This is a genomic window from Flavobacterium sp. PL02 (assembly GCF_035013205.1).
In the GTDB taxonomy this organism is placed as follows: domain Bacteria; phylum Bacteroidota; class Bacteroidia; order Flavobacteriales; family Flavobacteriaceae; genus Flavobacterium.
The window spans coordinates 44,166-70,692 of record NZ_JAYGJP010000010.1 but is presented as its reverse complement, the minus strand read 5'-3'; the positions used below and the strand labels follow the sequence as shown (position 1 = coordinate 70,692).

20 protein-coding genes are annotated in these 26,527 nt (G+C 33.7%); 13 read left to right on the top strand and 7 right to left on the bottom strand.

Features of this window, described 5'->3' with window-relative positions:
- Window positions 1-155 precede the first annotated feature (155 nt).
- Both SHI72_RS20640 and SHI72_RS20635 read right to left on the bottom strand, forming a co-directional pair.
- Window positions 156-911 (bottom strand): metallophosphoesterase family protein, encoded by a 756-nt coding sequence (locus SHI72_RS20640; RefSeq protein WP_323491242.1) that lies wholly within the window; start codon window positions 909-911, stop codon window positions 156-158.
- Window positions 908-2,074 (bottom strand): MFS transporter, encoded by a 1,167-nt coding sequence (locus tag SHI72_RS20635; protein ID WP_323491241.1) that lies wholly within the window; start codon window positions 2,072-2,074, stop codon window positions 908-910. The genes SHI72_RS20640 and SHI72_RS20635 overlap by 4 nt, the downstream gene beginning before the upstream one ends.
- An 84-nt stretch (window positions 2,075-2,158) precedes the next feature.
- On the opposite strand from SHI72_RS20635, the gene SHI72_RS20630 reads away from it, so the two are divergent.
- Window positions 2,159-2,998 carry an AraC family transcriptional regulator gene (locus SHI72_RS20630; RefSeq protein WP_323491240.1) on the top strand — a complete coding sequence of 280 codons (840 nt, stop codon included), beginning with the start codon at window positions 2,159-2,161 and terminating at the stop codon, window positions 2,996-2,998.
- A gap of 131 nt (window positions 2,999-3,129) precedes the next feature.
- Here SHI72_RS20630 and SHI72_RS20625 read toward each other — a convergent pair whose 3' ends face one another.
- From SHI72_RS20625 to SHI72_RS20610, 4 genes are all read right to left on the bottom strand, one after another.
- Entirely contained in the window at window positions 3,130-3,690 is a 561-nt protein-coding gene (locus SHI72_RS20625; RefSeq protein WP_323491239.1) for a DUF2911 domain-containing protein, read from the bottom strand.
- A 177-nt stretch (window positions 3,691-3,867) separates the two neighbouring features.
- A complete protein-coding gene (locus SHI72_RS20620) occupies window positions 3,868-4,680 on the bottom strand; it encodes an SDR family oxidoreductase (RefSeq protein ID WP_323491238.1) in 813 nt (270 codons plus the stop codon).
- 107 nt (window positions 4,681-4,787) lie between these two features.
- On the bottom strand, window positions 4,788-5,237 hold the full coding sequence (locus tag SHI72_RS20615; RefSeq protein ID WP_323491237.1) for a YhcH/YjgK/YiaL family protein: 450 nt from the start codon (window positions 5,235-5,237) through the stop codon (window positions 4,788-4,790).
- A gap of 163 nt (window positions 5,238-5,400) precedes the next feature.
- Window positions 5,401-6,345 (bottom strand): alpha/beta hydrolase, encoded by a 945-nt coding sequence (locus SHI72_RS20610; RefSeq protein ID WP_323491236.1) that lies wholly within the window; start codon window positions 6,343-6,345, stop codon window positions 5,401-5,403.
- Between the two features lie 349 nt (window positions 6,346-6,694).
- On the opposite strand from SHI72_RS20610, the gene SHI72_RS20605 reads away from it, so the two are divergent.
- From SHI72_RS20605 to SHI72_RS20570, 8 genes are all read left to right on the top strand, one after another.
- Window positions 6,695-8,140, top strand: a complete 1,446-nt coding sequence (locus SHI72_RS20605) for an MFS transporter (protein WP_039115654.1) — start codon at window positions 6,695-6,697, stop codon at window positions 8,138-8,140.
- An 80-nt stretch (window positions 8,141-8,220) separates the two neighbouring features.
- Complete coding sequence (gene kduI, locus SHI72_RS20600) at window positions 8,221-9,057, top strand: 5-dehydro-4-deoxy-D-glucuronate isomerase (RefSeq protein ID WP_039115652.1); 837 nt, start codon at window positions 8,221-8,223, stop codon at window positions 9,055-9,057.
- Between the two features lie 6 nt (window positions 9,058-9,063).
- Entirely contained in the window at window positions 9,064-9,846 is a 783-nt protein-coding gene (locus SHI72_RS20595) for a gluconate 5-dehydrogenase (protein WP_039115651.1), read from the top strand.
- Between the two features lie 21 nt (window positions 9,847-9,867).
- The gene (gene uxaC / locus SHI72_RS20590; protein ID WP_323491235.1) at window positions 9,868-11,274 is read left to right on the top strand and encodes a glucuronate isomerase; all 1,407 of its coding nucleotides are present in this window, start codon (window positions 9,868-9,870) and stop codon (window positions 11,272-11,274) included.
- Between the two features lie 362 nt (window positions 11,275-11,636).
- A complete protein-coding gene (locus SHI72_RS20585; protein WP_323491234.1) occupies window positions 11,637-12,659 on the top strand; it encodes a sugar kinase in 1,023 nt (340 codons plus the stop codon).
- Window positions 12,660-12,670: 11 nt separating this feature from the next.
- Window positions 12,671-13,339 carry a bifunctional 4-hydroxy-2-oxoglutarate aldolase/2-dehydro-3-deoxy-phosphogluconate aldolase gene (locus SHI72_RS20580; RefSeq protein ID WP_323491233.1) on the top strand — a complete coding sequence of 223 codons (669 nt, stop codon included), beginning with the start codon at window positions 12,671-12,673 and terminating at the stop codon, window positions 13,337-13,339.
- A 196-nt stretch (window positions 13,340-13,535) separates the two neighbouring features.
- Window positions 13,536-15,002: a tagaturonate reductase gene (locus SHI72_RS20575; RefSeq protein ID WP_086894319.1), complete on the top strand. Its 1,467-nt coding sequence runs from the start codon at window positions 13,536-13,538 to the stop codon at window positions 15,000-15,002.
- Window positions 15,003-15,004: 2 nt separating this feature from the next.
- Window positions 15,005-16,627, top strand: a complete 1,623-nt coding sequence (locus SHI72_RS20570; RefSeq protein WP_323491232.1) for an altronate dehydratase family protein — start codon at window positions 15,005-15,007, stop codon at window positions 16,625-16,627.
- Window positions 16,628-16,726: 99 nt separating this feature from the next.
- On the opposite strand, the gene SHI72_RS20565 is transcribed toward SHI72_RS20570, so the two are convergent.
- Window positions 16,727-17,755, bottom strand: coding sequence for a LacI family DNA-binding transcriptional regulator (locus SHI72_RS20565; RefSeq protein ID WP_086894317.1), 1,029 nt, complete (start codon window positions 17,753-17,755; stop codon window positions 16,727-16,729).
- 291 nt (window positions 17,756-18,046) lie between these two features.
- Between SHI72_RS20565 and SHI72_RS20560 the strand changes: the two genes are divergently transcribed.
- From SHI72_RS20560 to SHI72_RS20545, 4 genes are all read left to right on the top strand, one after another.
- Window positions 18,047-19,480, top strand: a complete 1,434-nt coding sequence (locus tag SHI72_RS20560) for a glycoside hydrolase family 28 protein (RefSeq protein ID WP_039119509.1) — start codon at window positions 18,047-18,049, stop codon at window positions 19,478-19,480.
- Between the two features lie 41 nt (window positions 19,481-19,521).
- Window positions 19,522-22,731 carry a TonB-dependent receptor gene (locus tag SHI72_RS20555; protein ID WP_323491231.1) on the top strand — a complete coding sequence of 1,070 codons (3,210 nt, stop codon included), beginning with the start codon at window positions 19,522-19,524 and terminating at the stop codon, window positions 22,729-22,731.
- 18 nt (window positions 22,732-22,749) lie between these two features.
- Entirely contained in the window at window positions 22,750-24,561 is a 1,812-nt protein-coding gene (locus SHI72_RS20550) for a RagB/SusD family nutrient uptake outer membrane protein (RefSeq protein ID WP_323491230.1), read from the top strand.
- A 242-nt stretch (window positions 24,562-24,803) separates the two neighbouring features.
- A complete protein-coding gene (locus SHI72_RS20545) occupies window positions 24,804-26,360 on the top strand; it encodes a DUF4957 domain-containing protein (RefSeq protein ID WP_323491229.1) in 1,557 nt (518 codons plus the stop codon).
- The last annotated feature ends 167 nt before the right edge of the window (window positions 26,361-26,527 follow it).

Genomic DNA, 26,527 nt, shown 5'->3' with positions numbered 1-26,527 from the left:
TATTTATTTGGAACAAACTTGCTATTTTTAGGCTAAATATATAATCCACTGGAGGTAATTCCTTAACAGATAGAAACATAGAAATTTCGCTCTTAAAAAAGACAAAGTAAGCCTCAACGGGATATAATATTTTATAGATTTTTTATTTTATCAAATTAAACGATTAGGTCTTTCTTTAAAAATTTGGCATAAAAATCAGGAATTTCACTTTCTTCAATGGCACGTATAACTTCGTTTATTGGGTATTGTAACTTTACAATTTCGGGAGTTATATTTTTATCAGAAATATGTAATATAAGATATGTTGCTAATGGATTATCTTCTCTGGATCGACCTACGGAACCAGAATTTATTAGTGTTCCAGCAGGAGATACTGTGGTTGCTTCTATATACCTAACATACGGTTTGTGAGTATGTCCCATAATGATGATATCGGCTTTTTCCTGAGTAAGCATCGATTGAACATCTTCAAGATTATGATTTTCATAAATGTATTCATCATTGCTTCGGGTACTACCGTGAACTAATAGTACTTTAGTTTCTTTTCCAGAAATGGTAAAATTAAGTAAGAGTCTTTCAGGAAGCGTTTTTAAGAATACTTTGTTCTCTGGTTTAATAGTTTGTTTGGTATAATTAATTCCGTTAAGGCGTGCGGCTCTTTCTTCAGGATTATGTTTTGGCAATGGAGTTACTTCATGATCAAATGCGATTCGTTCATCATGATTTCCCATTAAGCAAGGAATTTCTAATGCATTAATTAGCTCGATTACTTCATTATGCCAAGGAGCAAAATCGACCAAATCGCCTAAACAATATATTTGATCAATGTTTCTTTGTTTTATATCTTCGAGAACGACTTTTAGCGCTGGTAAATTACCGTGTATATCGCTAATTATTGCTATGTTCTTCATGCTTTACGTTTGTTTGAAAAAATTACTATTATTAATGCAATAATACTCCATAAAAGCATTTGCGAGGTAGCCATATCCCATTTTCCTAACTTCCAACTTAAAAGTCCGAAGTAAGTACCTACTGCGGCACCTATAAAATAAGTAGTCATGTATATGGTATTCAGTCTGCTATGTGCTTCTTCGTGTAAACTATATATACGTGTAAAATTGGTAATTTGGGTTGCTTGTACACCAATATCTAAGAAGAAAACACTAAGAATTAACACAGGAATAGAATATGGGAAGATTTTTATAAGGATAATGCTGCCTATAATCATCGAGACAGTAGTTAATAAAGAGCGTCGTACATTGCCTTTATCGGCTATTTTACCAAAATATGGAGCGACCAATGCACCACCAATGGCGATTAAACCAAACAATCCTATTATACCCGAATGATAGTTTAAAGGCGCGCTGCTAAGATGGAATGTAAGCGTTGTCCAGAAGGAACAAAACACACCAAATGTAAATGATCCCAAAAGTGCTGTTTGGCGTAAAACAGGGTATTTGGGTATGAATGCCAATGTTGATTTTATAAGATGGAAATAACTGCCTTTGAATTTTGAAGGTACTTCGGGCAAGTATAACTTTAGCATAAGCGTGACCAAAAGAACCATTAATCCCGAAATTCCAAAAACATAGCGCCAACCTAGTAATTCGGTTATGAAACCACTAATAACGCGTGCGCCTAATATCCCTACCAATATTCCGCTGAAAACTACGCCCACATTTTCACCTCTGTTTTCTTTGCCTAATGTTGCTGCCATTGGTAATATAATTTGGGCAGGAGTAGAGAATAGACCAACAAAAAAACTGAGTATATATAAGGCAGTTAATGAAGATGTCAATGTTATAAAAAACAAAGTAAGTACCAATAATCCGCACAATAAAAGAATAAGATTCTTGCGATTGACTTTATCGCCAAGCGGAAGTAAAAAGAACATTCCAAGTCCATATCCTAATTGCGAAAGCATGGAAATTTTCCCGATTTGGGTTTCGGTAACTTTAAGTGATAAAGCTATTGTTTGTAATATGGGTTGGTTGTAATATATATTAGCAACGATTACTCCGGCTGAAACTGCCATAAGCGGAATCACCGCTGGTTTGAAACTGGTTTTTGTCATAAACTTTTTTTGCAAAGCTATTGTACTCTTAAAAGTAAAAATTGTACTTTTAAACTCTATTTTTGTAAAAAAAACAACAATCATTTGGAACGTTTTATCCAACATACTCCTTTATTTATTCGGCATTTTACGACCGAAACCTGGCCGTTTCCTGTGCATAATCACAATCATTTTGAGTTGGTTTTTATTCATTCAGGTAGTGGTTTGCATCAATTAAATGGAGGAGAAGTCACGTATAAAGGACCTTGTGTATTCTTGTTATGCCCATCAGATTATCATCTTTTTATAATCGATAAAGAAACAGAGTTTAGTGTTTTAAAATTTAATAATCGCTATCTCGACGGAACTTCATCTGATACTGCCAAAAACGAATGGAATAAACTCCTGGATCAGTTGCTTGGAATAAGCAATACCTCAGATGGTAAACTGGTTGATTCTCCTCAAGAGTTAGATAAAATAAATCACCTTATGCGATTGATTGTGAGCGAGTGGGATGGAGGTAGCCAGAACGGATCTAATGAGGTGCTTCTTTATTTAATACGAAGTGTATTTGCTGTAATTAAGAAAAATGCTTTTGAATCATTAGGAGCCAACATGGTTTTGAATGAAGGCTTATTGGTCGGAATTATGAATTACATCCATAAAGAAATTCGTGTGCCTGCTAATTTAAATCTAACAGTTTTATCAGGTTTTTTTAATATGGCGCCTAATCATTTAAGTAGTTTGTTTAAGCGACAAACGGGTGGTTCTATAAAGAAATATATCGATGATTATAAATATAAATTGATAGAAAATCGACTTAAACATAGTAATGCTTTGATGAAAGAAATAAGTAATGAATTTGGATTTTCGGATGTAAGTCATTTTAATAAATTCCTGAAAAAACAAACAGGATTAAATCCTAAGGAAGTTAGGAGGCTTTAGTTTTTAGTATTCAGTCTCAGTTGCAGTATTCAGTCTCAGTGTTGAGTATTTACTCTCAGTTTTCAGTATAAAAAAAAGAGATACTTATTTTATTAAGTATCTCTTTTATATTTAGTTCTAATTGTAAATAATTATTTAATTGTTATCGGAACTTCAACAGTTGTTTTGTCCCAACCAATTACCAGATTTGCTACGGAACCATTATTAGTAAAAGCAATTGATAAAGCTTCAATAGGGGTTGATACCGCCTTAACTGGAACTGTCACTCTGGCAATATCTTTGCTTTCGTCATAGGCATAAGCTCCCCAAAGATCTATTTCTTTATTGATAATAATTGTCCATTTGTCTTTTTCAGGAATGGCAAATAAACTATAAGTTCCTGCTGGAATGTTTTTACCACCAATTGTAACTGGTTTGTAGAATTTTATTTCTGTGTTTTCATTAGCTCCAACACGCCAAACTTCACCAAACGGAATTAATTGTCCAAAAATAGCTCTCCCTTTTGCTGAAGGTCTAGAATAAACCACCTTAATAACAGCAGTTGGGCTATCCGTTTTTTTAGATTTAACGGCTTTGTGTGGATAATAACTAATGTCAACTGGACTTGTATCCAACGGTGCGAATTTGACATCTTGAGCATTAACAGAAAAAGCGGTCAATAAGATAATTGCTAGTAAATTAAATTTTTTCATAGTTTAATGATTTATAATAGTTTACACAAAGTAAGAGAATATCCAAGAGAAATCATATTATTCATTTTTCTTTTTTTATATCAATGTTTTAAGTGCAACTTAATGTTTGTTTCTTCAGAGAATATTTTTTAGAATTGATGATATCAAGACATTAGTTTTTATTGAGATAACTCCTTTTTAAATACTTGTGGCTGCAAAACCACCATCAACTTTAAGGATTGTTCCCGTTACAAACTTAGACATGTCACTGCATAAAAATAAAAGAGCTCCATTTATATCTTCTGGTGTCCCAAATCTTCTCATAGGAGTATTTTCGATAATCTTTTCGCCTCTTGGTGTTAATTTACCATCAGGGTTAAGTAATAAAGCCTTGTTTTGTTCACCAATAAAAAAGCCAGGAGATATTGCATTTACACGAATACCTTCTCCGTATTTAGTAGCTAGTTCTACTGCCATCCATTGGGTAAAATTATCAATTGCAGCTTTTGATGCCGAGTATCCAACAACTCTTGTTAATGGTCTTTGTGCAGATGCCGATGAAATATTAATTATGATTCCTTGTTTTTGCTTGGCAAAAAGTTCAGAAAATACCTGAGAGGGTAGCATTGTCCCAATTATATTCAGATCAATTACTTTTTGCAAATCATCAACATTCATATCATATATTGCCTGGTCTGGACTTATAGTTGCTCCGGGCATGTTTCCGCCAGCTGCATTTATAAGAATATCCAAACGTCCGTATCGAGCTATGATGTGATCTTTTGCTTTTTCGAGTTCATCCTTTTTTAATACGTTTGCTTGTATAGCAAAAGCTTGTCCGCCATTATTTTGTATTCTATCTACTATTTTATTCGCTTTTTCAATAGATTGTGATACGATTCCTGTGATAACGCCTTGGTTAGCTAAAACAGTAGCAAAGTTACTGCCCAACACGCCTGCACCGCCTGTTATTAAAGCAATTTTTCCTTTAAGATTAAATATTGAATCCATATAAATTAGGTATTATTTTTTATTCTGTATCAAGAGATATGATCGATTATCATGTTTCTTTTCAAATCAAATTCTCTTTGCTTTATATTGTGTCCAGCCTGAATGTTTTATTTCTCAACCTTAATCACGATTTTTTTTAACATCCCTTCACCAATCATTGCTGCATGAACATCTTCTGGGAATAAGATAGCGAACTGTTTTTCTTGCAATTGAAAAAACATATCTGGAGCATCATGAAAAAAACGTACATCTTTTTCATTGCTATAATCTCCATTCGGACTAATGCATTTTTCTCTTGGTTTCCAGGCAAAAGTTTCAGGGCCTTTTATAGAAATTTGTATGTCGATATTTTTGTCGTGACATTCAAATCCTTTGATACTTTCCTCTTTTAAAAGTCCTTCGCCATGAATAACTATTACTTTTACCCCTTTTGCTATTTCAAATGATCCTTCCGGAAGCTTACTTATATCATTTTCGTTTACATAATTAAAAGCCTTTTTAAAGTTAGGGTGTAAACTATAATATTTTGCAGCGTTATTTAATGAATCTATAATCATTGTTTAATTTTTTTATATTTAATTAATTCTTGTTTTTTATATTTTTTTTTCTCGCTTATTGGACATAAGTTATAAGTCAATAAAGATATTTTTCTTTTTTTTAATTTTTATAGATAAAACTGAAAAACTAGTTTTTGTATAGTGACTTCTTATTTCTATACCTTCATAAATACCCATTAGCCTTTAACCATTCCACGCAATCTTTTGTCCAGAAGAAGCTTGTATCTTTTACGCCTAAACCAAAACCGTGTCCGCCTTTTTCGTATAAATGTAATTCGGCAGAAACTTTATTGTTTTTAAGAGCCAAGTAATAATTAATGCTATTTTCAGGCGGAACAACGGTATCATCGGTTGCGTGAACAAGAAAAGCATGAGGTGTTTCGGGAGTAACTCTCTTATCGTTAGAGAATTTCTCGATTAATTCCTGAGAGGGATTTACGCCCAATAAATTAGTTTGAGATCCTTTGTGAGCCACTAGATCGGTCATGCAAATTACAGGATAAATTAAAATAGAAAAACTCGGACGGGCACTAATAGTATTATCCGTTTTATACACAATATCATTATAATGAGTTGATAGAGTCGAAGCCAAATGTCCTCCTGCAGAAAATCCTATAACACCAATTTTATCAGAATCTAAACCCCATTGATGGACATTTTTTCTGATAAAGCGCATTGCTTCTTGCGCATCTTGCAACGGCCCAATTGTTTTGTCTTTCATAATTAAATCGCTTGGTAATCTGTATTTTAGTACAAAAGCAGTAATCCCGAGTGAGTTAAGCCATTTAGCAACTTTCGCACCTTCTTTATCTATTGACAAATGCGAATATCCACCACCCGGAAGAATTAATACCGATGTTCCATTTGGTTTGATTTCGTGGGGTAAATATATAGCCAATGTAGGTATTGTAACAAAACTAACACCTGTTACTATTCCATCTTTCACAATTTCTTTTTCTTGATAATTTGGTGCCTTTATAGCGTCTGGAATTGCAGTTGTCCAAAGCGGAATAACTTTATCCTGAGCATATATCGGAGTGCCTATCTTTAAGGTTACAATTAGAATTATAACTGTTAGGCAATTTTTTAGATTCTTATTTTTTTTCATTTTGTATTTTTTTATCGAAACTATGCCGTTTCAATGCAATATTTTCTTTATTGATTTTGCTTTGATTTAGCAGTTTTTGGTTGAGTTTTCGGCCTTTAATTCTATCTTTTTTGGTAAAAGACCATTTAACAAATATATTGGTTAATGCTTAATTATGTATTGGTTTTTTTATGTGATATGTTTATTTAAATAGATTTTTTAAAAAATTATTTAAATTATTTGCTAAGTTAGTATTAAAAACTATATTTGTGCAATCGATTACATTAAAATTTATTTCTGCCTTAATTTTGAAATTGACAAGCATAAATAAAGAGAATAATTTTTTAACTATCCATAATAAACCAAAACCATGAACCAAACCACTAAATCCACTGGAAAGTATCGCTGGAGTATATGTGCATTGTTATTTTTTGCCACAACCATCAATTATTTAGACAGACAAGTGCTCTCTTTAACATGGAGTGATTATATCGCTCCTGAGTTTCATTGGACAAACAATGATTATGGAAATATTACTGCCTTATTTTCAATATTTTATGCTGTTTCTTTATTGTTTGCAGGAAGATTTGTGGATTGGTTGGATACCAAAAAAGGATTTCTTTGGGCAATCGGAATTTGGTCTTTAGGAGCTTGTTTGCATGCGTTTTGCGGTATTGCAACTTCAGGAATAATAACTGGTAATTGGTTTGTAGGATTTGAAGGTTCTAAAGAAATAATTAGTTCTATAAACGATACAGGAATGGTAATAAATGTGAGTGTTACTCTGTTTATTTTTGCCCGTTTCATTTTGGCAATAGGAGAGGCAGGAAATTTTCCTGCAGCGATTAAAACCACAGCCGAATATTTTCCTAAAAAAGACAGAGCATTCTCTACAAGTATATTTAATGCTGGTGCTACCGTTGGAGCATTGGCAGCACCAATATCTATTCCTTTTATAGCTAAATCTTTTGGTTGGGAAATGGCATTTATTATTATAGGTGCTTTAGGTTTTGTTTGGATGGGATTTTGGGTTTTTATGTATGATAAACCAGAAAAACATCCGAAGGTATCTGCTGCTGAATTAGAATATATTCAGCAAGATGATATTGCCGATAGTAAACTTGTAGGTTACGTTCCCGAAAACACTACCAAAGTAACTTTTGCAGATTGCTTTAGATACAAACAAACATGGGCTTTTGCTTTTGGTAAGTTCATGACCGATGGTGTTTGGTGGTTTTTCTTATTCTGGACACCAGCTTATTTAAGTTCGGTTTACGGAATGGATTCTACGCAAGCGGCTTTACCGTTATTTGTTTTATACATGATTACATTACTTTCTATTATTGGTGGTTGGTTGCCGACTTATTTTGTCGAGAAGAAAGGTATGAATCCATACGAAGGCAGAATGAGAGCCATGTTAATTTTTGCATTCTTTCCCTTATTAGCATTAATCGCACAACCATTAGGATATATAAGCTATTGGTTGCCAGTAATTATAATAGGTATTTCGGGTGCTGCTCACCAATCTTGGTCGGCTAATATATTTACAACAGTAGGAGATATGTTTCCTAAAAAAGCAATCGCAACCATTACAGGTATTGGCGGATTGGCAGGAGGAGTTGGATCAACATTAATTAATAAAGGATCAGGTTTGTTGTTTGATTATAGCAAAGAAACCAATATGTCTTTTATGGGTTTTCACGGAATTGAAGCGGGTTATTTTATCATTTTTTCAATATGTGCTGTTTGTTACTTAACAGGCTGGTCGGTAATGAAACTTTTAGTGCCAAAATATGCACCTATCACTGATTTATAAATAATAAATTGAGATTTGATTATAACTAATTAGAATATATTGTGTAGTTTTGTAATCGATTACATTTTTAAATAGAAATTATGACAAACTTTGAATTTAGATACGCAACAAATCCAACAGATTTTAAAAAGTATGGTACTGACGAATTAAGAGCTCAGTTTTTAATTGAGAAATTATTTATCGAAAACCAAATTCAGCTTACGTATTCTATGTACGATAGATACATTGTAGGAGGAATTATGCCAGTTGGAAAAGTGTTGAAATTAGAAACGATTCCATATTTAAAATCTGAAAATTTTCTAGACAGAAGAGAATTAGGAATTATAAATGTTGGCGGAAAAGGAACTGTAACTGTCGATGGAGAAGTTTTTGAATTAGACAAAAAAGAAGCTTTATATGTAGGTCAGGGTTGCAAAGAAGTTTTGTTTGCAAGTGCCAATGGAGAGCAAGCTTTGTTTTATATTAATTCAGCTCCGGCTCATGCCAAATTTCCAAATAAAAAAGTAGGTAAAGAAAATGCCGAAGTAATTCAGTTAGGAGAAGAAAAAACTGCAAATCGCAGGGTTTTAAATAAGTTGATTGTAAATAGTATTGTTCAAACCTGCCAGTTACAAATGGGATTAACAGAGTTATTACCTGGAAATGTTTGGAATACCATGCCAGCACATACGCATGATAGAAGGATGGAAGCATATTTCTATTTTGATCTAGAAGTACCACAAACCATTTGTCATTTCCTTGGAGAAACACAAAATACACGTCATATTTTCATGCAAAATCATCAGGCAGTTTTATCTCCAGAATGGTCTATTCATTCAGGAGCTGGAACGTCTAATTATTCTTTTATATGGGGAATGGCGGGAGAAAATTTAGATTACGGAGATATGGACATCGTTGCACCAAACGAACTAAAATAAAGAATCATGAAATTATTTGATTTAAGTAATAAAAGAGCCTTAATAACAGGAGGTACGCATGGTCTGGGTATGGCTATGGCTGAAGGTTTAGCGCAAGCAGGAGCAGAGTTAGTAATTAGTAGTACAACACCAAGCAAATTAGAAGAGGCGCTTGAATATTACAAAAGTAAAGGGTACAAAGCATCAGGATATATTTTTGATGTTACCGACGAAAAAATTGCTGCCGAACAAGTAGAAGCAATTGAGAAGAATCAGGGACCAATTCATATTTTGGTAAACAATGCAGGAATCATCAAGAGAGAACCTGCGGTGAGTATGCCAATCGAAGATTTTCGTCGTGTTATAGATGTGGATTTAGTTGGAGCTTTTATCATGTCGCAATTAGTGGGACGTAAAATGATTGAGCGCAACGAAGGTAAAATTATCAATATTTGCTCGATGATGAGTGAGTTAGGTCGAAATAGTGTTTCTGCTTACGCTGCCGCAAAAGGAGGTTTGAAAATGCTTACCAAAAACTTAGCTACGGAATGGGCAAAACACAACATTCAGGTTAACGGAATCGGACCGGGTTATTTTGCTACTTCGCAAACAGAACCTATTCGCGTAGACGGAAATCCTTTTAATGAATTTATTATAAGTCGAACGCCTGCGGGACGATGGGGAGATCCAGAAGATTTAGCCGGAACAGCAGTTTTCTTAGCTTCTGAAGCTAGCCGATTTGTAAACGGTCAAATCATATATGTTGATGGTGGAATTCTTGCCACAATCGGTAAACCATCAAACGAATAACCACTCAATTCTATAAAAAATATGAGCGCAAATCAGACATTCATAAACGATAATTTTTTACTCGAAAATAAATTCGCAGAAGAATTATATCATAATTACTCCAAAAATCAACCGATAATTGATTACCATAACCACCTGAATCCGCAATTTATTGCTGAAGATAAAATTTTTGAAAACACTACTCAGGTTTGGATAAATGGCGATCACTACAAATGGCGCGCTATGCGTACATTGGGTATTAATGAGCAATTTATAACAGGAAATGGTTCTGATAAAGACAAGTTTATAAACTGGGCAAAAACAGTTCCGTACACGATGCGTAATCCTTTGTATCATTGGACACATTTAGAATTGGCTCGTTATTTTGATATTTATGATTTATTGAATGAAAAATCGGCTGAGCGAATCTATATTGAAACTTCAGAGAAAATAAATTCGGAAGCGTACAGCACACAAAACTTGCTTAAAAAAGTAAATGCCGAAGTGGTTTGTACAACCGAAGATCCGATTGATAATTTAGAATACCATATAAAACTAGCCAAGAACCCAATTGGGACTAAGATGAGTACAGCTTTTAGACCTGATAAAGCCATCTTAATTTCTAATGACGGTTACAATCAATACATTGATACTCTGGGAGAAGTTGCAGGAATTACAATTAGTTCTTATGCTGATTTATGCAGTGCTTTAAAAAATAGAATTGAATATTTTGCTAAAAATGGATGCAAACTTAGTGATCATGGATTAGATCAAATTTACTTTGAAAACTTCACTGAAAGTGAAATTAATTCAATTTTTAAAAAGAAAAGAGAAAACCAAACAATTACACCCGATGAAGCCTTAAAATTCCAAAGTGCTGTATTGTTATTCTTATCCGAAACCTATCATGAATTTGGTTGGGTGCAACAATTTCACTTAGGAGCATTACGAAATAATAATGAGAGAATGCATAGGATTTTAGGACCAGATACTGGCTGGGATTCTATTGGGGATTATCCGCAAGCACAAAAACTATCTTCATTTTTAAATGCATTAGATAGTAAAGATAAATTGACAAAAACAATCATTTACAACCTGAATCCAGCCGATAATGAAGTTATGGCAACGATGATAGGAAATTTTAATGACGGTAGTATTAGAGGTAAAGTTCAGTTTGGATCAGGATGGTGGTTTTTGGATCAAAAAGACGGAATGACCAAACAATTAAATGCACTTTCAAACATGGGATTAATTAGTTGTTTTGTGGGAATGCTAACCGATTCCAGAAGCTTTTTATCTTTCCCAAGACACGAGTATTTCCGACGCATTCTTTGTAATCTTTTAGGTGACGAAATAAAACGCGGAGAACTTCCTAATGATATGGAATGGATAGGTAAAATGGTTCAGGATATATCTTATAATAACGCAAAAGAATATTTTAAATTTTAATTAACCGCAAAGATTTGAACCATTAAGAGATTAAGAAAAATTAAGGGTTTGAGTTTAAAAGAATGAAAGGAATTGGATTGTGAAAAAATTAACCGCAAAGCTTTAGAATCATTTTAAGCAGTGGTAAAAAAAAGTTTCACGCAGATTTAGCAGATTTTTTTAATCAGTGGCAAGAAAAAATCTTTTAATCCTTTTATCCCGATAGCTATCGGGAGTGGCAAAAAAAAACGGTTATAAGGCTAAATCTTAATTTTTCTTAATCTCTTAATGGTTCAAAATTTCGCGCCCTTTGCGTAAATCTTTGCGCTCTTAGCGGTTAAATTATCCTAATGGTAAATAAATAATATTAATAAGTATTTATAATGAATAAAATAGTTGCATTCGGTGAAATTATGTTGCGTCTTTCGACAGAGAGACACCTCCGTTTTTCTCAAGCTAAAACATTTGGATCCAATTATGGCGGAGGCGAATTTAATGTTTGCGTGTCTTTGGCTAATTATGGTTTAAATGCTGAGTTTGTTACACGATTACCCGAAAATGAAATCGGTGCTTCGGCAGTAAAAGAAATGCGAAAAATGAATGTGGCTTCCCAAAATGTAATTTATGGGGGAGAACGCTTAGGGATTTATTTTCTGGAAACAGGTGCAGGAACACGCGGAAGTAATGTCGTTTATGACCGTGCGCATAGCTCGATGGCAACTATTGAAAAAGGATTAATCGATTGGGAAAAAGTATTGGAAGGGGCAAATTGGTTTCATTGGAGCGGAATTACTCCAGCGATTTCTCAAAGTGCTGCCGAAGCTTGCCTTGAAGCTATTAAAGTGGCTCATAAAATGGGAATTCCGATTTCATGTGATTTAAATTATAGATCAAAATTATGGCAATATGGCAAAGCTCCAAGCGATGTTATGCCAGAGATGTTACAATATAGCAATGTTATTTTAGGAGATATTGATACAGCATATTTCATGCTTGGAATCCCTAAAGTAAACCCTAATTATCAGGATGAGAAATCACTTCCTGTTTTGTATAGTAAGTTATTTGAACTGATTCCGAATTTAAAAACTGTCGCAACAACTTTACGCTATTCTGTAAGCGCATCTCACCAGAGAATTGGAGGTGTATTATTTGACGGAAAAGCAATTTATCAGGCTGCAGTACAAGAGGTAACACCAGTCGTGGATCGTGTAGGAAGTGGCGATGCTTTTATGGGCGGATTAATTTACGGATTACTGGAATACCCAAATAATAACCAAAGAGCATTAGATTTTGCAGTTGCTGCTTGTTGCTTAAAACATACTATTGCAGGCGATTATAATTTGGTTACGTTAAAAGAAGTTGAAAATATGCTAGATGGTAATTCGGCTGGATTAGTATCAAGATAAATAATATAAAAATGGCAAAATATTCAAGAATAGAAGTAGCTACGACAATGAAAGAAAACGGTATGATTCCGCTATTTTTTCATTCGGATATAGAGATAAGTAAGAAAGTATTAAAAGCGTGTTACGATGGAGGTTCTAGATTAATGGAATTTACGAGTCGTGGTGATTTTGCTTTTGAAGTGTTTGGCGCTTTAAATAAATATGCTTTGGCAGAATTACCCGGAATGATTCTGGGTGTAGGATCAGTTACCGATGCCGCAGCAGCTTCATTATACATGCAATTGGGAGCCAATTTTATTGTAACGCCAGTACTTAGAGAAGATATTGCAATAGTTTGTAATCGTCGTAAAGTATTATGGTCTCCAGGTTGTGGCACACTTACTGAGATTGCCAAAGCCGAAGAATTAGGCTGCGAAATTGTAAAATTATTTCCAGCAGATACTTATGGACCAGAATTTATAAAAGGAATAAAAGGACCATCTCCCTGGACAAGTATTATGCCTACGGGCGGAGTTTTTCCAACCGAAGAAAGTTTGTCATCCTGGCTTAATGCTGGTGCAACTTGCGTGGGAATTGGTTCGCAATTAATCTCAAAAGAAATAATAGAAAACAATGATTTTGAAGGACTAAAAAACAAAGTCAGCGAAGTTCTTGAGATTATTAAAAAAATTAGAAAATAAAATACGGAATAGCTATTCCTAAAGATTGTTTTTAAATGTTTTTTTGATTTTTAAGTTGTAATAGAGCATTATTCTTGCAGAATAAAACCTGCCAGTCCTCACAACAAGTTTTGTTGACAGTAAGTATAATGTTTCTTTTACAACTGAAGGTTTAAATTTTTTAATTCAATTATATACAACACTTTAAGTTATAATAATGAAAAAACTAAATAGAGAAAATATAGGATTATCCGATAAACTTCCAATAAAAATTGTTCAATTTGGAGAAGGAAATTTTTTGAGAGCATTTGTAGAATTTGCTTTTCAGAAACTGAATCAAGATGCCAATTTTAATGCAGGAATTGCTGTTGTACAACCTATTGATAAAGGCTTGGTTAATATGATTAACGACCAGGATGGTTTGTACACATTATTCATGAAAGGGATAAAAAAAGGAGAAGAAATTCAGGAAAAAGAATTGATTACAAATATTGTAAAAGCAGTTGATCCTTATGCTTCTTTTAATGAGTTTTTGGCTTTAGCCAAAGAAGAAGAATTAGCTTTTATCATTTCTAATACTACCGAAGCAGGTATAGAATATATTGCTAGTGATAAGCCTACAATGCAACCGCCAGTTTCATTTCCTGCTAAATTAACGGTGCTTTTACACGAAAGATTCAAACATTTTAATGGGGATAAGTCTAAAGGATTAACGATTATTCCTTGCGAATTAATCAATTATAACTCTGATACTTTAAAAGAAATTATATTAAAATATTGTGCAGATTGGAGCCTTGAAGTAGATTTTACATTATGGCTTTTAAATCATTGTACTTTTCATAATACATTGGTAGACCGTATTGTTCCGGGTTATCCAAAAGATCAAATTGAAGAATACAACAAACAGTTGGATTACTCAGATAATTTGATTGTAAGTGCCGAAACATTCTTTTTGTGGGTTATAGAAGGGGATGATAAATTGAAGGTAAAACTTCCGTTTGAGAAAACCAATCTGGATGTGAAAATTGTTGCCGATATGCAACCGTATAGAACTCGTAAAGTTAGAATTTTAAATGGTGCACATACTGCAATGGTTCCGTTTTCTCTTCTTTATGGAAATGAAACGGTAAAAGAAACAGTAGATAATCCATTTACAGGTGACTTTGTAAATAAAGCCGTTTTTGATGAAATAAACGAAACATTAAACATGGACAAAGACGAGCTAATAAGCTTCTCTGATGAAGTCTTGGATCGTTTTAGAAATCCATTTATAAAGCATTTACTATCCAGTATTGCATTGAACTCTATTTCGAAATTTAAAGTTCGTGTTTTGCCAAGTTTAGTCGAATATGTTGCAATTCACAACAAGCTTCCAATTCATTTAACGTTTGCTTTTGCTTGTTTGATTCGTTTTTATAAAGGCACTTGGCAAAATCAAGCTTTACCAATTAATGATAGTGAGGATATTGTTATTTTCTTTGATGGACTTTGGAAATCCGATGATTATGAGAAAATTGCACGACTTACTTTGCAGAATAAAAGTTTCTGGGATGAAGATTTAACGCTGATTCTGGGCTTGACAAAAGCAATTACAATAGCATTAGAGGAAATTGATGCAAACGGAATTGAGAATGGTTTTGCTAATTTCCAAAAACAATTAAATACAACAACTCAGAACGTTTAATCATGGCAACTCAAAAAAAATTAATAAAAGTTCATCCTACCGATAATGTAGCGGTAGCTTTGGTAAATCTTTCAGCTGGTGAGGTCATCAATTTTGAAGGTGAAGACATCATTATTAAGACTGATGTGAAAATGAAACATAAAATTGCTTTGTCTGATTTTGCGTCAGGCGAAAAAATTATTATGTATGGTGTTTTGGTCGGAAGAGCAAGTCAAACGATTGTAAAAGGAGATGTACTTACGATAAGTAATGTAAAACATGAAAGTGCTAAAGTATTCGAAAAAACAGAATCTATAGGATGGACTGTTCCAAATATAGATAAATGGAAAGACAGAACTTTTGACGGATATCATAGAGAAGATGGGCAAGTAGGAACTGAAAATGTTTGGTTGTTTTTCCCTTTGGTTTTTTGTGAAAACAGAAATATCGAAATCTTAAAAGATATTTTCGAGAAGGAATTAATGAAGCCTAAAGAGAATGATTACCAGTTATTGCTTCGTTCTTTGGTAAAGTCAGAAAGTGGTGGTGCTAGTAATGAAGCAGCTTCTAATGATTCTAATTTATTCAATAATATCGAAGTAAAATTCATCACCCATCAAGGTGGATGTGGTGGTATTCGTCAGGATTCGCATAGTTTAGCCAAATTGTTGGCTGGTTATGTAAACAATCCTAACGTGGCAGGGGCAACCGTATTGAGTTTAGGATGTCAGAATCTTCAAATTCAGATTTTTAAAGATGCTCTGGACGAGATAAATCCTAACAGTAAAAAGCCTGTTTTAATTTATGACCAGCAACAAATAGGAACTATCGAGGCAATGCTTAGTAGCGTTGTAAAAGATACATTTGAAGCTATTAAAAAAGCGAATGAAATACAAAGAACGCCAGCTCCATTGTCTAAATTAAAAATTGGATTGGAATGTGGTGGTTCTGATGGATTTTCAGGAATTTCGGCGAACCCAACATTAGGTATAACTTCTGATTTATTGGCTGCTTTAGGAGGAACTACAATTCTTTCGGAGTTTCCAGAATTATGTGGAGTAGAGCAGGAGTTGGTAAACCGTTGTGTAGAGGACGAGAGCGGAAAACGTTTCTTGGAATTGATGAAATGGTATGAAAAAACGGTTGTCGATGCAGGTTCTGGATTTGATATGAACCCTTCACCAGGAAATATAAAAGATGGTTTAATTACCGATGCAATGAAATCGGCTGGTGCTGCCAAAAAAGGAGGAACTTCGCCAATTGTAGGTGTTTCGGATTATGGAGAATATATTACAAAACCAGGTTTAAACTTGCTTTGTACTCCAGGGAATGATGTAGAATGTACTACGGCAATGGTTGGTTCTGGAGCAAATATGGTTTTGTTTACAACAGGTTTAGGAACTCCAACAGGAAACCCAATTGCACCAGTTGTAAAAATTTCATCAAACTCTGAGTTGGCTGCAAAAATGTCGGATATTATAGATATTGATACTGGCGGAATCATCACAGGAGAAAAATCTATTGAAGAAATGGGTGATGAAATGTTAGAATTTATAATAAATGTAGCAAGTGGTAAGATCAAAACGAAGGCTGCGATTTTAAACCAAAACGATTTTATTCCTTGGAAACGTGGGGTTTCGCTTTAAGATAAAATTACCAACCATATAAGTTGTGTAAGGAAATATAAGTTTTATAAACATTTCGCTTAAATGAACTTACATAACTTATATGGTTAAAATAAAAAACTAAGAGGTAGTTCTTGCAGATGATTTACGGATGTGTAATTCAGGCTTCAGGACTACCTTTTTTTCGATCATGATTTTATCTGTTTTCTCCATTTGTTCTAAGAAAACACGAGCCGACATTTTACCCATTTCTAATGGAGACTGATCTACAGAAGTTATAGATAATTCCATGAATTTAGTAAAAGGTTCGTTACTAAAACCAGCAACACAAAAATCGGCTGGAATATTAATATCTCTGGCTCTCAATTCCTGAATTGCTCCCAAAGCTGCAAAATCACTCGAAGAAAATATAGCATCTGGTGGCGTATCGTATTGCATCAAAATATCTAATGCTTCTTTTCCTGCATCAACGCTACTTTTGGATTGGATAACATATTTTTCGTCAAATGTTAATCCAGAATCTAATAAAGCCTGTTTGTAACCAAGAAACCTGTTTTTGAAAATTTCCAGCGACTGATCTCCAGAAAAATGTGCAATAGATTTACATCCCTGATTAATAAGATGTTTGGTGGTTTCGTATCCACCTTTAAAGTCATCGATTGTTACAGAACTTACCCCGTTGATGTCTTTTTTTCTATCAAAAAATATTAGCGGAACGTTATTGTTAACGATATTCATAAATGCTGTATCGTTTTCATTTGTAACATCGGTAACCGACATTAAAATCCCATCTACCTGAGCATCAAGTAATGTATGTAAGTTTTCATTTTCTCTTTTTGGATTTTCATGAGTTTGACAAATAATAACATGAAAACCATGAGGGTGTAATTCTTCTTCAATACCTCTAATTACCGAGGCAAAAAAGTTACTATCTATACGAGGAACAATAACACCTACATTATTGCTTCTTCCACTCTGTAGAGCAAGAGCAAGTCTGTTTTGTTTGTAGTTCATCGCAGCAGCTGTTTCTATAACTAACTTACGCGTACTTTCTTTGATCTTAGGATTATTATTTAATGCTCTAGATACAGTAGCAGCAGTGATATTTAATCTTTCGGCAATATCATAAATAGTTATTTTTTCGCTCATGCAGCAGTAGTCTTTTTATTAGTAAGTTACAAAAATAAGAATTTTTTTAACATTAATGGCTGGTAGTTGTTATCGATTACTTTATTTCTTTAGTAAGGCTTTTAAAAGTGTATTATAGTAATAATTTATTAGTTTTTTTGAACTAAATATAATTTTATTTGTGATTAAAAATTAAATATCTAATTTTTATCTAAATATATTTGGCGCATTCAAAGTAATTATATATTTTCGTGTAATCGATTACATTAAAATATTTAATTGTTGAAAACGAATTCTAAAAACTATACCACAATGCTTATAAATAAACCAATACTTGCGAATACTAAATATATTTATATAGTAATTACAGCTTTATTTTTATCGTGTATTACTTCTTCTAAATTACAAGCTCAAAAAAATCCATGGAAGGAAATGGAAGAAATAATTAAAAAAATTCCTACTACAAAATTTCCAGATAAAAATTTTAACATAAATGAGTATGGAGCAATATCTGATGGTGTTACAGATAATACGCTAGCGTTTAAAAAAGCTATTGAAGCTTGTGTTGCAAGTGGTGGTGGTAAGGTAGTAGTGCCAAACGGAAAATATTTTACAGGAGCAATACATTTAGACAATAATGTGAATTTGTTTCTGGATGATAATGCAGAGATTTTATTTAGTACAAATCCTAAAGATTATCCTATAGTTCATACCTCTTTTGAGGGAACAGAAATGATGAATTATTCTCCTTTCATATATGCTTACAAAAAAACAAATGTTGCAGTAACCGGAAAAGGAACGCTTAACGGTCAATCTAGTACTAAAAACTGGTGGACTTGGGCTGGTAAGGGGTATGGTTGGGAAAAAGGAATGCCAAGCCAGAATGATGCACTTAATCGTCCAGCTTTGGTAGAAATGGGAGAAATAGGAACTCCGGTAGCCGAAAGAGTTTTTGGAGAAGGCCATTATATACGCCCAAACTTCTTAGAGTTCTTCGAGTGTAATACTGTTTTGGTAAAAGATGTAAAAATCATCGATGTGCCTTCATGGGTTATCCATCCTATGAAATCCAGAGATGTAATCGTCGATGGTGTAACTATAATAAGTCATGGACCTAATAATGACGGTTGCGATCCGGAATATTCACAAAATGTAATTATCAGAAACTGCACTTTTAATACTGGTGATGATTGTATTGCTATAAAATCTGGTAGAGATGGGGATGGCAGAAGAGTTGGAATTCCAAGTAAAAATATCATTGTTCAAAACTGCAAAATGATAGATGGTCATGGCGGTGTTGTAATGGGAAGTGAGATATCTGCTGGTGTAAGCAATGTTTTTGTAGAAAATTGCATCATGGATAGCCCTAATCTAGATAGAGCTATTAGAATCAAAACGAACTCAAAAAGAGGTGGACTTACAGAGAATGTTTATGTAAGGAATATTGAAGTTGGAACCGTTGCCGAAAGTGTTTTGAGAGTTACCATGTTTTATGATATCTATGGTAGCCAAGTAGGTGATTTTATTCCAGCAATACGAAACATTAATCTAGAAAATATTAAAGTAAAAAATGGAGGAAAGTTTGGTATTCTTGCCGATGGATATGAGCAATCTCCTATAGAAAATATCACGTTTACCAATGTTAGAATCGATAAAGTAGAAAAACCATATTCGCTTAAACATGTAAAGAATTTAAAGTTTAATAATACCTACATCAATGGTGTTAAAATGAAAAGCATAAAATAAACTACCAAAACAAACAAACCTTAACTATTAAAACCAAATTTATGAATAATAACCATTTATTAAAAAAAGGGACAAGAAGTTATTTTGTCTGGGCCTTTTTTCTGATATTTTTCATGAGCAATCAAATTTTTGCTCAGGATGTAACAATAGAAGGTACCGTTAAAGATGCCGCAGGTTTAACTTTACCGGGTGTAAATGTATTAGAAAAAGGATCAAAGAATGGTGTTTCGACCGACTTTGACGGACATTATAAAATCAAACTTACCAATCCGAAAGCGATATTAACTTTTTCGTTTATAGGGTTTAAAACTAAAGAAGTTGCTCTAACAGGAAAAAACAAAATAGATATTGTATTAAATGAAGATGCCAATACATTAAACGAAGTTGTTGTTATTGGATACGGATCAGTAAAAAAAGGGGATTTAACTGGCGCTGTTTCTACTTTATCGGGTAACGATGTAAGAAAGACACCTATTGCAAACGTAGCCGAAGCTCTAACAGGGCGTATAGCTGGAGTTCAGGTAATATCTTCAGAAGGTTCGCCAGATTCAGAAGTTAAAATTAGAATTCGTGGTGGAGGATCTTTAACGCAAGATAGTTCACCATTAATAATAGTAGATGGATTTCCTGTAAATAGCATGAACGATATTTCTCCATCTGATATTGATACTATTACCACCTTAAAAGATGCTGCATCTACAGCAATTTATGGTTCTAGAGGCGCTAATGGAGTTATTATTATTACTACCAAAAGTGGTAAAGATGGTAAAATTGCAGTGAACTTTAATATGTTCTACGGAATGAAAAAGATGGCTAATGAAATTGATGTTCTTGCGCCAGATGATTTTGTAAAGTGGCAATATGAGTATGCTTTGCTCGCAAAAGGAAATGCAGATTCGTATGAAAAATATTTTGGATCATGGCAAGATTATGATATTTACAAAGGTTTAAAGGGGGATAACTGGCAAAAACAAATTTATGGTCGTACTGGAGAAGTACAAAGCCGTGATTTAGCTATACGTGGTGGTTCGGATAAAATTAATTTCAATTTTAATTATGCGCATTATGATGAAACTGCTATTATGCAAGGTTCAGATTTTAAAAGAGATAACTTATCGCTTGCGCTAAAAAGTAAAGCGAGTGAAAAAGTTGATCTTACCTTTACGATGCGTTACTCTAATTCAGAAATAAATGGAGGAGGAGCTAATGAGCAAAATGAGGTTTCATCAAATGATTCTCGTTTAAAACACGCTGTGGGATATTCGCCATTACCAATGCCAGGCTTAACTACAGATGATACAGATGAGGCAGTATCAGGTTATCTTGTAAATCCTTTTGTGGCTGTAGCCGATAATGATCGTCAGCAGCTTAGAAAAAACTTTAATATGTTAGGTAGTTTTTCATGGAAAATTACGGATAAACTGGTTTTTAAAACAGATTTAGGACTTGATAATTATAGTTATTTAGATTCTCGTTTTTACGGACGTTCTACTTATTATGTGGCCAATAAACCTGCTGCTACACTACAAGGAATGCCTGCACTTATAATGAGTGATCGTACAGAAGTTCGTTTTAGAAACGCAAATACTCTTAATTATGACTTTAAAAAATCATTGGGAGACAACCATAATTTAAAAGTTCTTGTAGGAGAAGAATCTATCAATTCTCAAAGAAATGATGTGAATACTACTTTACAAGGTTTTCCAGTATTTTTTGATTTTGAACAAGCAAAAAAATTGACATCACAAGGAAAACCTATCTCTGTAGATAATTATTATTTTGCAGATGATAAATTACTTTCATTTTTTGGGCGTATAAACTACGATTATAAAGACCGTTACATTTTTACAGCAACCTACCGTGCCGATGGTTCGAGTAAGTTTGCCGATGGTAATAAATGGGGATATTTCCCAGCAGCAGCTGCGGCTTGGAAAATATCTGAAGAAAGTTTCTTAAAAGAGGTTTCCTGGATAAACTCACTTAAAGTAAGATTGAGTTATGGAGAGGCTGGGAATAATAATATCCCGACCGGACAAACTGTAAAAACGTTAGAATCAACCCCATCTTCTTGGATAGATGGTACCGAAAATTATTGGGCTGCACCAAATATTTTATATAACCCAGACTTAAAATGGGAAACTACAGTAACACAAAACCTAGGATTAGATTTTGATTTTTTTAGAAGCCGTGTAAATGGATCTTTTGAAATGTATAAAAATGTAACTAAAGATCTTTTGATAAATTTCCTTATAGCAGGATCAGGTTATTCGAGCCAATATCGAAACATGGGAGAAACTCAAAATACAGGTTTTGAAGCTACTCTAAATGTTGTGGCATTACAAAAACAGAATTATGGTTTGAATTTTTCTTTTAACGTAGGTATAAATAAAAATCGCATTAACTCTCTTGGAGTTATGGATAGTTTTAATCCTTCAAGTACTTGGAATTCGGCGATAGATGGAGATTATCAGGTAAAAGTAGGTCAGCCAATAGGTATGATGTATGGCTTTAAGAATGATGGTCGTTATGAAGTATCTGATTTTGATTATGATGGAACGAAATATACTTTAAAACCAGGAATTGCAAACAGCTCAGGTATTGTTGGTGCTGTGCAACCAGGAAGTATGAAGTTAAAAGATTTAAACGGTGATGGAGTGGTAACGGTAGATGATCGCACAATAATTGGTAATTCTAACCCAAAATATAGTGGAGGTTTTGTAATTAACGGTAACGCTTATGGATTTGATCTTTCAGCTTCTTTTAATTATAGTATTGGTAATGATGTTTATAATGCCAATAAAGTTGAATTTACGACTTCTACGCCAAATGGGCAATATAGAAATTTAAGTACAGATATGGCCGATGGTAACAGATGGACAAATCTTGATCCGGCTTCTGGACAATTAGTAACAGATCCTACTCAATTAGCAGCTCTTAACGCTAATACAACAATGTGGTCGCCATATATGAATCGTTTTGTTTTTAATGATTGGGCGGTCGAAGATGGTTCTTTTTTAAGACTTAATACGCTTACATTAGGATATACATCTCCAAATTCTCTTATTTCGGCATTGGGAGTTTCTAAATTAAGATTTTACCTAACAGCTACTAATGTTTTCCTTCTTACGAATTATTCTGGACCAGATCCTGAGGTTTCTACAAGAAGAAAAACACCGCTAACTCCGGGAGTAGATTACTCTGCATATCCGCGTAGCAGGCAAATGGTTTTTGGTTTAAATCTAGCTTTTTAATTTAACACGTATCAAAAAATGAAACATAAAATAATAATAGCAGGACTAATTTTAACAAGTCTTTTTAGTGCTTGTCAAGAGTTTTCAGAAGATTATTTGGATGCTCCCGGAAAATCAACATTAGAAGAACAAGAAATTTTTTCTAATGAGGGATTAACCAAAGGTGCAGTTGATGGAATTAAAATAGCATTTGCTGAAACTAATGGACACAGAGGGCGTTTTCTTCCTTTTTACGGATTTAATACAGATACTGAGTGGTATAATGCTTCAGAATCTACTTCTGATGATAAAGCAGGTTTAAGTATTTACGATGCAAAGCCTACCAATAGCCAGATGAATCTGGAGGTAACAGAAGGTGGTGGAGGTAACCCTTGGACATCTATGTATACAGGAATCGAGCGAGCTAATATTTGTATCAACGGTATTCGTAAATATGGTAATCCAAAACCGGGAACTGAATTTGGATATTTATTAGGAGAGGCTTTAACATTGCGTGCTGTGTTTTACGCAGATTTGGTTAAAGCACATGGTGATTTACCCGCTCGTTTTGAGCCAGTTAATACAGAAACCATTTATTTGCCAAAATCAAGTCGTGATGTAATTTATAAGCAAATTATTCAGGATTTAGGAGAAGCTGCTACACTAGTTCCGTGGCCTAATGAAAGTGCTGCTACTGCAAGTGTAGAACGCATTAATAAAGCTTTTGTTAAAGGATTACGTGCTCGTTTAGCATTGGTTGCTAGTGGATTTCAGCAATATCCAGACGGTGTTCACAGAAGTAATGATACAGAACTTTCGGTAGATAAAATGTATAAATTGGCATTGGATGAATCTCGTTCAGTTATTCAGAGTGGAAAAGCTAATTTGGAACCTTCATTTGAAACATTCTGGAGAAAATATAACCAAGAAAATATTACGGCAGGAGGGGAATCTCTTTGGGAAATTCCTTTTGCAGATGGTAGAGGAAGAATGTTGTACAGTTTTGCTGTAAAGCATACAGATGTAGATCAATTTCATGCAAATGGACCTAACCGCGGAGGTTCGGCAGGGCCACTACCTACTATTTTTTATGATTACGATAAATCAGATAGTCGTAGAGATGTTACCTGTGTGCCTTACTTATATGGTAAACCTGTAAATGGAATCGCCAAGCAAGAATTAGGAGCATTAAATAAATGGTATTTTGGTAAATACCGTTACGAATGGATGACTCGTTTTGTGACTTCTACAAATGATGATGGAGTAAATAAAATTTATATGCGTTATGCCGAAGTGCTTTTAATTGCTGCCGAAGCTGCTAATGAATTAGAAGGCCCTGCAGCTGCTGCGCCTTACTTAAAAGAAATACGCAGAAGAGCTTTTGCTGCTGGAGATCAGAGTCAAAAAGTAGATAATTATGTAAATGGCTTAAGTAGTAAAACAGCAATGTTCAATGCTATTGTAGATGAAAATAAATATGAATTTACTGGAGAAATGGAACGTAAACAAGCACTTATTCGTTGGAATTTACTTAAAGTAAAATTAGACGAAGCCAAGCAAAAAATGTTCGATTTACAAAAACACATAGGAGATTATGCCGATGTACCAACTACTTTGTATTATAAGTACAAAGCTGATAATGTAACTCTTGATATTTATGGATTAAATCGCGGTGAGAATGTAAATCCAGGACCAGATTATACCTCTTTTGCTTGGAGTACACTTACGGATAGTAAGATAAATTCGATTTACAAGATTGGGGTTGATCCAGATACAAGACAGTTTTGGCCAATATGGCAAAAGCTTATTGAAGGAAGCAATGGAAAATTGTTTAACGATTATGGCTATTAATATCTAACTTAAAACCTGTTGGAGTAATTAATTTTAACACATAGAAACATTGGTTTTGTATGTTAAAAAAGGCATTTCATTTGTTTTAAATGCATATAGTTAGTTATGCGAAAGAAATGTATTTCTTTTTGTGTTCTTTTTATACATATTGTACGTAAAATCTATGTTTCTATGTGTTAAATAAAATTTAGCGTTTTGCATCCAGCAGCTTAACTTAAAACTAATTATAAATTATTAAGTTTATGAAAATAAAATATATACTAAAAGGATTAATAGCCACATTATTGTTCATGTTTGCTTTTTCTAGCTGCGAAACTTATAATGAAGGATTACTAGACGGAATAGGAGCGACCAGAGAGTTTTCGCCTATAGACCTGACTGCAGTAGTTAGAAATCAAACAGCAGTTGATTTAAATTGGACTGTAAATCAAGATGCAGATCATTATGTTGTAGAGTTTAGCGCAGATGATGTAGACTTTAAGACTATTTATAAAACAGTTAATGTTAATCCACAAGAATTGCCGGTTCGTATACAATTAGAAGGAGAAACAACGTATTCAATTCGAATAAAAGCAGTGAGTTCAACAGGATTAGAAGATTCTAAATGGTCTGTTACTAAGGCAACCACATCATCAGAGCAAATTTTCTTAGCTAGCCAAGATGGCGACATAGAGTCGAATAAAGTTACCTTGAGATGGGTTGCTAATAGTAATGTAACAGAAATAGTTGTTAATCCTGGCACCATTAAACATGTTGTAACTGCAGAAGAAAAAGCAAACGGAATTGCGATAATAACAGGATTAAAAGGAGAAACACCTTATAGAGCAGACTTATTTAATGGTACTAAAAAAAGAGGTTTTTTAGATTTTACAACAGGAATTGATATAGGAACAGGGATTTTGGTTAAACCAGAAGATGATTTAAGTGCTAAAATTGCCGATGCTGCGCCAGGAGCCGTATTAGTATTGATGCCTGGTGATTATACTGTTTTTAAAGGCACAATCAGTTTAAATAAATCAATCACTATTAGAGGATTATATAGTTATAAGAAACCATTATTACATGTAAACTTCTCCCTTAATAATGGATCTACAATTCTTAATTTGATAGATTTAGATTTAAACGGAGATAAAACTCTTACTGATGCTGTTAAATACAATGAAGCAAATGTAACGTATGGTCCGCTTTTAATAAGTGGATGTAATATTCATGATTTCGGAAAATCGTTAATATCTTCAAGTCAAGCCAATACAAGAGTTGGTTCGGCTATAGTAGAGAACACTGTTGTAACAAATGTATTGACTAATAATGGTGATTTTATTGATTTTAGGATTACTCATTTAGGACAGCTTACATTAAAAAACAGTACGTTTAATAATTGTGCATTAGGACGTGATTTTATCCGTATAGATAATGCCAAAGATTTAACAGGGACAGGTTTAATCACTAATATATTAATTGATGGTTGTACGATATTTAATAATGGAATGACTGCTTCAAATAGAATTTTGTACATACGTTTTGTATCTAATGCAACGACAATTCGTAATACATTGTTTGCGCAAACAGCTGCAATCTTTGCAAATCAAGCTGTTACAGCAGCTCCAACATTTGTAAATAATAATTATTATAATTCGGCTGCACTTTTTACTACAGCTGCAACTCCTATAAAATTTGATAATTCTGGAAATTACACAACATTAGATCCTAAATTCACAAATGCTTTAAATGGTGATTTTACAGTTGGAAATCAGACATTAAAAGAGAATAATGTAGGAGATCCGCGTTGGTTTAAATAGCGTTATCTTATAAATTAGTTTAAAAAGAGGTATGCAATTTTTTGCATATCTCTTTTTTTTTGTTCGTTTTTTGGGCACAGTGTTTAGTGTCAGTTTACAGTACCAGTCTCAGTATGTAGCTTCTTACAGGTAATCTTTCTCCACAAACTTGTCTTCCCGACGGAGGA